The sequence below is a fragment of the Streptococcus sp. IsoGale022 genome (assembly GCF_031142805.1).
GTDB classification, from domain to species: Bacteria; Bacillota; Bacilli; order Lactobacillales; family Streptococcaceae; genus Streptococcus; species Streptococcus sanguinis_A.
Map to the genome: position 1 here is coordinate 20,544 of NZ_JAKZJI010000026.1, position 7,364 is coordinate 27,907.

At 44.9% G+C, this 7,364-nt stretch carries 8 protein-coding genes; 1 reads left to right on the forward strand and 7 read right to left on the reverse strand.

Features of this window, described 5'->3' with window-relative positions; translation table 11 throughout:
* Positions 1-146: 146 nt before the first annotated feature.
* The 7 genes from RG608_RS11115 to RG608_RS11145 all read right to left on the reverse strand — a co-directional run bounded on the left by RG608_RS11115 (position 147) and on the right by RG608_RS11145 (position 6,714).
* Complete coding sequence (locus RG608_RS11115; RefSeq protein ID WP_308946966.1) at positions 147-1,838, reverse strand: transcription antiterminator; 1,692 nt, start codon at positions 1,836-1,838, stop codon at positions 147-149.
* A gap of 177 nt (positions 1,839-2,015) precedes the next feature.
* Positions 2,016-2,717: an L-ribulose-5-phosphate 4-epimerase gene (locus tag RG608_RS11120; RefSeq protein ID WP_268686397.1), complete on the reverse strand. Its 702-nt coding sequence runs from the start codon at positions 2,715-2,717 to the stop codon at positions 2,016-2,018.
* Positions 2,717-3,580 (reverse strand): L-ribulose-5-phosphate 3-epimerase, encoded by an 864-nt coding sequence (locus RG608_RS11125; RefSeq protein WP_268686396.1) that lies wholly within the window; start codon positions 3,578-3,580, stop codon positions 2,717-2,719. The genes RG608_RS11120 and RG608_RS11125 overlap by 1 nt, the downstream gene beginning before the upstream one ends.
* Before the next feature lie 3 nt (positions 3,581-3,583).
* Positions 3,584-4,249 carry a 3-keto-L-gulonate-6-phosphate decarboxylase UlaD gene (locus RG608_RS11130; protein WP_268686395.1) on the reverse strand — a complete coding sequence of 222 codons (666 nt, stop codon included), beginning with the start codon at positions 4,247-4,249 and terminating at the stop codon, positions 3,584-3,586.
* A gap of 53 nt (positions 4,250-4,302) precedes the next feature.
* A complete protein-coding gene (locus RG608_RS11135) occupies positions 4,303-4,788 on the reverse strand; it encodes a PTS sugar transporter subunit IIA (RefSeq protein WP_268686394.1) in 486 nt (161 codons plus the stop codon).
* A 149-nt stretch (positions 4,789-4,937) separates the two neighbouring features.
* The gene (locus tag RG608_RS11140; protein ID WP_002899074.1) at positions 4,938-5,216 is read right to left on the reverse strand and encodes a PTS sugar transporter subunit IIB; all 279 of its coding nucleotides are present in this window, start codon (positions 5,214-5,216) and stop codon (positions 4,938-4,940) included.
* A gap of 40 nt (positions 5,217-5,256) precedes the next feature.
* Positions 5,257-6,714 carry a PTS ascorbate transporter subunit IIC gene (locus RG608_RS11145; protein ID WP_002927963.1) on the reverse strand — a complete coding sequence of 486 codons (1,458 nt, stop codon included), beginning with the start codon at positions 6,712-6,714 and terminating at the stop codon, positions 5,257-5,259.
* Between the two features lie 380 nt (positions 6,715-7,094).
* Here RG608_RS11145 and RG608_RS11150 point away from each other — a divergent pair.
* Positions 7,095-7,364 (forward strand): transposase family protein (locus RG608_RS11150; protein WP_308946968.1); only part of this gene is annotated, 270 nt, incomplete at its 3' end.

Genomic DNA, 7,364 nt, shown 5'->3' on the forward strand with positions numbered 1-7,364 from the left:
GCTTCTAGTATAGTCTGCCCCAGGAGAGAAAAAAAGACCAAATAAAACACAGGTCTGTGTTCAAAACTGGACTATGAAGCAAGACTTGTTCTTATCCCTTTTTTAGAAAATATTCCTTTTTCAGCTAAAAAGCTAGGACCTATTTCCTAGCTAATATTTTTCATCCAGTCTTCTGCGTCTTCAGCGGAGCTAGTCAGCAGTTTCTCATGGACTAATTTTTGAATCTTTTCTTTTAACTCCTGTGAGCGGCTGACATCTTTTACATAGCATGATAGCAGTTTTTCCAAATCATGATTAAAAGTGCTAGCTTGTTCGGGACTCTGAGCCTTGACAAAATGACTAATATTGAGAATATCCTCATGATCCAAAATCGGATGAACTTGAATGACTGGTAGGTCTGTTTCTAGATCTTCATTGGTGGTAATTAACAGGTCAGCAGTGAGCACATCCTCAACACTTTTGAACTGTTCTGTTGTAAAGACAGCTTCCAAACGCTCATTGGGTAGGTAATAGCGGCACTGTTTCAGCAGTAGCTTTGAAAGTCCCACTCCTTCATCACAAACCAGATAGATTTGTCGATTATCCTGCTGCTCTGCTTGGCTATTTTTCAAAGAGCCTCCGATATGGATAGTCAGATAAGCAATATCGTCGTCTGTCAGCGTCACAAACCACGCCTCTTCTAGAATCACAGCAGAGGATTTTGTAAAAGCAAACAAGTCAGCATACTTGGTCTTTATGAGGCGAGTCAGGGGATTTTTGGACATGATGCCGTAAGTCTTGCGAAAGAGCAAAGCCTTACAATGGGTTAGGAGATTGCGCAGCAAGTCATCCCAATTCTCAATTTCATAGGAAGAAGCTTCAAAGCGCCAGAGAAAAGCCTCCAGAGCTTCCTGCAGCTGGGCAAAATCCTGACTGGTCGCATGAATATCCTTATCCTTACGATAAGACAGTAAAAGCACGGCTAGAAGTGAGATTTCAATATCACTCAGCCAAATGGCTAGCTCGTGCTCCATGCGCTCACTTAAGAGCTTGGCCACCCGATACTCGATCCGCTTGCGAATGAGGCTAAATTCCTGAGAGATGCTGTTCTCTTCTTTCGCTTCCAGCTCCATATTGCGACAGCTGAGCAGCAGATAAGGCAGCACTTCCAGCATAAAGCCAATCTCATGACTATTGATTTTCTTGCCCAAGTCCTGCTCTGCTAAAGGGACTTGCTGACTGAGAAAGCTCTGCAGTTGATGAGACAGGAGCACCTCTCCATCAAAGAGCTCCTTGAATTTCTTCACTAAAACATCTACGAAAGCTTGGCTGCCCTCAATAAAAATGTGATAGAGCAGCGAGTGTACGTACTGAATTTTATTGAGAGGATGGCAGTCCAGATAATAGCCCCTGGTTTTGGTAGAGTAAAGATTAACCAGATACTGCTCCGTCGCCAGTTGATTGCGGATATCGTTTAGGTCATTGAGCACGGTATTGCGCGAGACATCTGTCAAATCCATCAGCTTTTCGATGGTTACTCGCTCCTTGGCCGTACAGATATAGAGGGATACGAGCTGCATGCGCTCATTTGCACTCAGGATATAGCTGTGGGTATCCACATGCAGTAACAACTCCCGGCATAGATTCTTCTGCTGCTCTGTCAGTAAAATCCCCACCCGCGGCTGGCTAACAATCTCTTCTTCATAGTCCGCCAGAGCATCATTGATTTTTTCCAAATGATAGTAAACTTTTCTGCGCGACTGGCCCAGTTCTCGGGAAATAGTCATAATAGTGGCTGCTTCTTGCAGCCCAATCAGGTAGCGCAAGAGTTCACAACTTGTTTTATCCAGTAAAATCATGATTCCTCCTTTAAAAAAATTTACAGGACATTATAACATTAGGATATTACAATATGATGAACGAGACGTGACAACCCAACCTAATCCCCTCCCCAGATGACCTACTGCTCAAACGACAAAAGGAGAGAGCATCTGTTCTCTCCAACTTGCCGTAAAAGCATTTCTAGTAAACTTTGCTTAGCCTTTCTGTCCATAATAGGCGTTAGGACCGTGTTTGCGCAAATAGTGCTTGTCCATCAGATATTTAGGTGCCGGATCGATGCGTGGATTAATCTGCTCTGTAAAGCGCGCCATCTTAGCCACTTCTTCCAGCACAACGCTATGATAGACTGCTTCTTCCGGAGACTTGCCCCAAGTGAAAGGACCGTGGTTGCGCACGGTGACGCCAGGCACTGCCATTGGGTCAATACCACGCTCGCGGAAAGTCTCAATAATCACACTGCCCGTTTCCAACTCATAGGCGCGGTTGATTTCATCCTCAGTCAGAGAACGAGCCGCTGGAATGGAACCATAGAAATAGTCTGCATGAGTCGTTCCGTAGAAAGGAATGTCTCGGCCAGCCTGAGCCCAGCCAACAGCCTCTGTCGAGTGCGTATGAACAACCCCGCCAATCTTAGGGAAGGCCTCATAGAGTTCCACATGGGTTGGAAGATCAGAGGAAGGATTAAGCTCCCCTTCTACAACACGGCCGTCCAAATCTGTAACTACCATATTTTCTGGCGACAGCTTTTCATAAGGGACTCCGCTAGGTTTAATCACGATGTAGCCAGCCTCTCGGTCAATCGCAGAGACATTGCCCCAGGTAAATTTGACCAAACCGTGCTGGGGTAAGGCTACATTGGCATCATAAACACGTTTTCTCAATTCTGGTAAGAGCATTACATCAACCCCGCTTTCTCAATGAGTGGATAGAGGAAGTCTTTGGCTTCCTGAATGGCTGCTTTTGTTTCTTCTACTGTCTCACAGTTTTCAGACCACATTTCGATAAGGAAAGGCCCCTGATAATTGGTCTGCTTGAGGACAGCGAACATTTCTTCCCAGCCAACACAGCCCTTGCCAAAAGGCACATCTCTAAACTGGCCTTTGGACTGCTCGGTCACGGCATAGGTATCTTTCAAATGCAGGGCTGCAATGGCTTGATGTCCCAGCAGAAACTCACTGTAAAGGTCATTATGCCAGGCAGAGAGATTGCCTGTATCAGGATAGACAAAGAGATAAGGCGAATTGATTTCTTTCGCGACAGCCAGATATTTCTCAATGCTGTTGATAAAAGGATCATCCATAATCTCAATCGCCAGCATGACCTGAGACTGCTCCGCCCAATCACAAGCCTGACGGAGGTTTTTCAGGAAGCGGGCACGAGTTGCAGGAGATTTCTCCTCATAATAAACATCGTAGCCTGCTAGCTGAATGACCCGTACTCCCAAGTCTTGAGCCAGCTCGATACACTGCTTCATAGTTTCCAGTGACTTAGCTTCCAGCTCTGGATCATTGGAGCCTAGAGGGTAGCGCCGATGCCCACTAAAGCATATGGTCGGAATGCGGACACCGCTTTCATAAATAGTCTTTACTAACTCTAGCCTCTGCTCCTTAGACCAGGAGAGGCGAGCTAGACGTTCATCCGACTCATCCACCGACATTTCGACAAAGTCAAATCCTAGTTCTTTGGCAAAAGCTAAGCGCTCAGGCCAAGAAAAATGCTTGGGTGTCGCCTTTTCATAAATTCCAATTGGACGTGCCATGACCTACCCCCAAATTCGCTTGATTTCATCTTTAAAGGCCCGCGCAGCAGCTGCTGGATCTTCAGCTTCAGTAATACCGCGCCCAGCAATGAAGGTAAAGACATCAACTCCTTCAAAGAGTTTGAGCGTATCAATATTCAGACCGCCTGTCACTGATACACGGAAGCCCATCTCAATCAGTTTCTTGACCTTATTAAGATCCTTTTCTCCCCAAGTTTCCCCAGCCAAAAGAGCGTCGCGGGATTGGTGGTAAATAGTCTGCGAAATACCTGCATCCAGCCAAGTCTGAGCCTGTTCATAGGTCCAGTCTCCATAGAGTTCGACCTGAATTTCCCCACGTTGGCCGCGCTCTTCCTGAATAGCTTTCAAGGCTGCCTTCATAGTTGGAATAGTTGCTGAGCAGATACAGGTCATCCAGTCTGCACCACGTACTGCATTGTTTTTAGCTACGGTTCCGCCAGCATCCGCACACTTGGTATCAGCCACGATGATTTTCTCTGGAAAAAGACTGCGGAGCACTTCAACAAGCTCGCTTCCCACCTGCAAGAGACAGACCGTTCCTGCCTCAATCACATCTACTTCATGGCCGACAGAAACAGCCGCCTTGATGGCTCCCTGCAAATCCGAATGATCCAATGCTACCTGTAAATTTGGAATCTGTTTTGACATTTTTTTACCTCTCTTCTTAGTTTCAATTACATTCTAATCTCTCTGAATATCCATCAGGAATCCAGATCCAAACCCTGCAAGTAAGGACTGTCCTTTGATTCCTCTATCAGAGCCAGCACTTCTTCATCACTCTTGCAAGCCTTAATCCGCTCAATGGAATTTTCCAGTTCAAAAAGTGCAATAATCTGCGGAATGGCCACGCTGGTATGAATCTTGGAGCTGGTAGCCGCCAAAGAAAGCAGAATGCTAACCTCCTTGCCATCTGAAAAAGTAACTGGTTCTGTCAGTGTGATCAGGGAGAAAGCGTCGCGATTAACCCCAGCCTCTGGTCTGGCATGAGGCATCGCCATGCCCGGCATGAGAATGTAATAGGGTCCATATTCTTCCGTTGACTCGACGATGGCATCGTAGTACTGAGGCTGAACAGCACCGCTCTCAATCAAAGGCTCTACGGCCAGTTTGACTGCTTCCTGCCAAGTTGCGGCTGAAAGACCCAAACGAATAGACTTGTTATCTGTCAATGCTTGTTTTAAATTCATTTCTCTTCCTTTCATTAGATACAAGGGTCATCTTCAATCCTTTCCAGAATTTTATCCCCTGCTCAATCTCACAATAGACAATAATAGGAAGGTGGGGCAGCCTAACCACCCCACCCTAACTGAGAACCCATCTTCATAGATAGAAGTTCTTACAATACCTGACTTAATTTTTCAGTGATTTCCTTATCATCCATCAGGTTGTCCAAGCCGATTAATTTTCCATTGGTTCGGCCTTCCAATTCATTGATTAAATGCAGAGAAGCAATGACAATATCGTAGCCCGAAGCTAAGCTTTTAGCTTCTCCGACACTGCAAGAATTGACTGTAAAGTCTGTTTGTCCCAAATTACGAAGTGCATTTTCCACTTTCATTTTAATCACCATAGATGATCCCATGCCATTTCCACATGCTGTTAATACTTTAACCATTTTAGTTTCCTCCGAAATCTTATTTTATAATCATAGAAGTTTAGTCTTCTGCTTGTACTTGTCCCTTATAGTAGGCTTCCTTATCCTTAGCTCTAGCGAATTGCAGCTGAGGAATGAGTAAGAAGAAGAAGCAAACCAGAGCATAACCGATAATACCCAAATATTTGAAGATGTAGCCAAAACCTAACCATGGAATTTCAAAGTCGATATTACCGTGATAGCCGCCGTAAGATGCCAAGCCCAGCAGAGCCACACAGAGAGCACCAAGAGCTACCTGAAGCACACCTGAAATGAAGGATAGGACAAGGGCTGCTTTCCAACCACCACGTTTATCGGCATAGACTGCAATCGCTGCATTGTCAAAGAAAACAGGAACGAAACCAGTGATAATCAGGATTGGATTTTTGAAAACAATGAGCAACACAATGGTAATCAACTGACCAATTAAACCAAAGGCAAAGCCAGAAAGAACGGCATTTGGTGAGCCAAATCCATAAGAGGCTGCCACATCCACCGCGGGGAAGGAACCTGGCAAGAGCTTGCTTGAAATACCCTGAAAGGCATTAGTCAACTCAGCGACGAACATGCGCACCCCTTGCATGAGGATGAAGAGATAGACAGAGAAGGTAAAGGCTGTCTGAATGATATACATATAGAAGTCTTGCTTGGCAGGGTCAAATGGTGTACCAGTCGTGATAACTTCTTTGTTGGCCATAACATCTGGCCCCAAGACTAAGAGGATGGCACCGAAAAAGACTAGCATCAAAGTTGCAGAAGCAACAACTGTATCATGGAAGATAGACAGGAACTTAGGCAGCTTCAGATTGTCCAGATTTTCTTCTTTTTTACCAAAGAAAGGCGCAACCTTATCAACGAACCAGATGGCAAATTGCTGCTGGTGACCAATGGCGAAACCACCACCACCAGTCAAACGCTGAGTAGCTTCAACAGTCATATTGGAGCTGACAGCCCAATAGAGACCACAGATGAGGCCGATAGCCAAAGTTCCCCAGCTATTGCGCAGCTGCGGTACCAGCAAGAGCACCATCAGTGATACAGTAGCAGCCTGCTGAACCATGATATGACCAGTGATGAAGAGAGTCCGAATCTTAGTGACTTTACGGAAAGCTACTAGTAGGATGTTGAAGCCAAAGCCAATCAAGAGCGCTGTTGTAGCTGTTCCGACAAAGTTTGGAAACTCTTCCGCAATCTTTGTATTCGCCGCTGTCAATCCAAAGTAAGGATCAATCACCGCCGCCCCGATTTTAAACTTAAAGTTCAGGGCCGCTAGAATTGGCCGGAAAGTATTCACCAGACCGGCTGCTCCGGCGTTAAGAATCAAATAGCCGACCGTTGCTTTAATGAAGCCGGCGAACACATCGTGGGCCGGTTTCTTAAGCAATGCATAACCGATTAGCACTAAAAGGCCAACGAAGAAAGCTGGATTTTGCAGAATGTTCTGCGAGAACCAATTTAGAATATTAAGAAGGATATTCATGGTAACTCCCCTTTATTTTTTATTTTTCTTATTCTTATAGATTTATTATAAATCTTGAAAGCGGTAACAAAAAGACCAAGAATTACACAGGTGACTGTTCACTCTTGGACTGTCAAAAAAATCTGCCCCTAAGGACAGAAAAAAGTAAGAAAGTGAGCATCGCTGCTCTGCTTGACTCTATGAGCCGGCAATCACTAAAAAATTAGCGGAACGTAGTTTTCGCTAACGATCAGACTGCATCTATGCCTCTAAATTCGGGCTCTATAATTTCTGTAGTGGGTAAAAGCACTATAGGAATGATGGAGTCTATTTTGTTGTAGAAAAAAAGTCCCATAAGACCTATAATGAAAAGCGACCAAACCATCATTAGAAAGACTCTTATGGAACAGTTCAATTTTATCACAAACTTACTCGGAATTAAAGACAAGAACATCACCATCCTGGATGTTCTAGATGCTGGAACTCATAAAGAAATCATGGCTAAGCTGGATTATCCTGCTCCTAAATGCCCACACTGCCAAGGACAAATGACTAAATATGACTTCCAGAAAGAATCGAAAATACCTTACCTAGAGTGTACGGGATACAAAACGCTGATTCGCTTAAAGAAACGCCATTTCCGATGTAAAGTCTGTAGGAAAGTAGCTGTC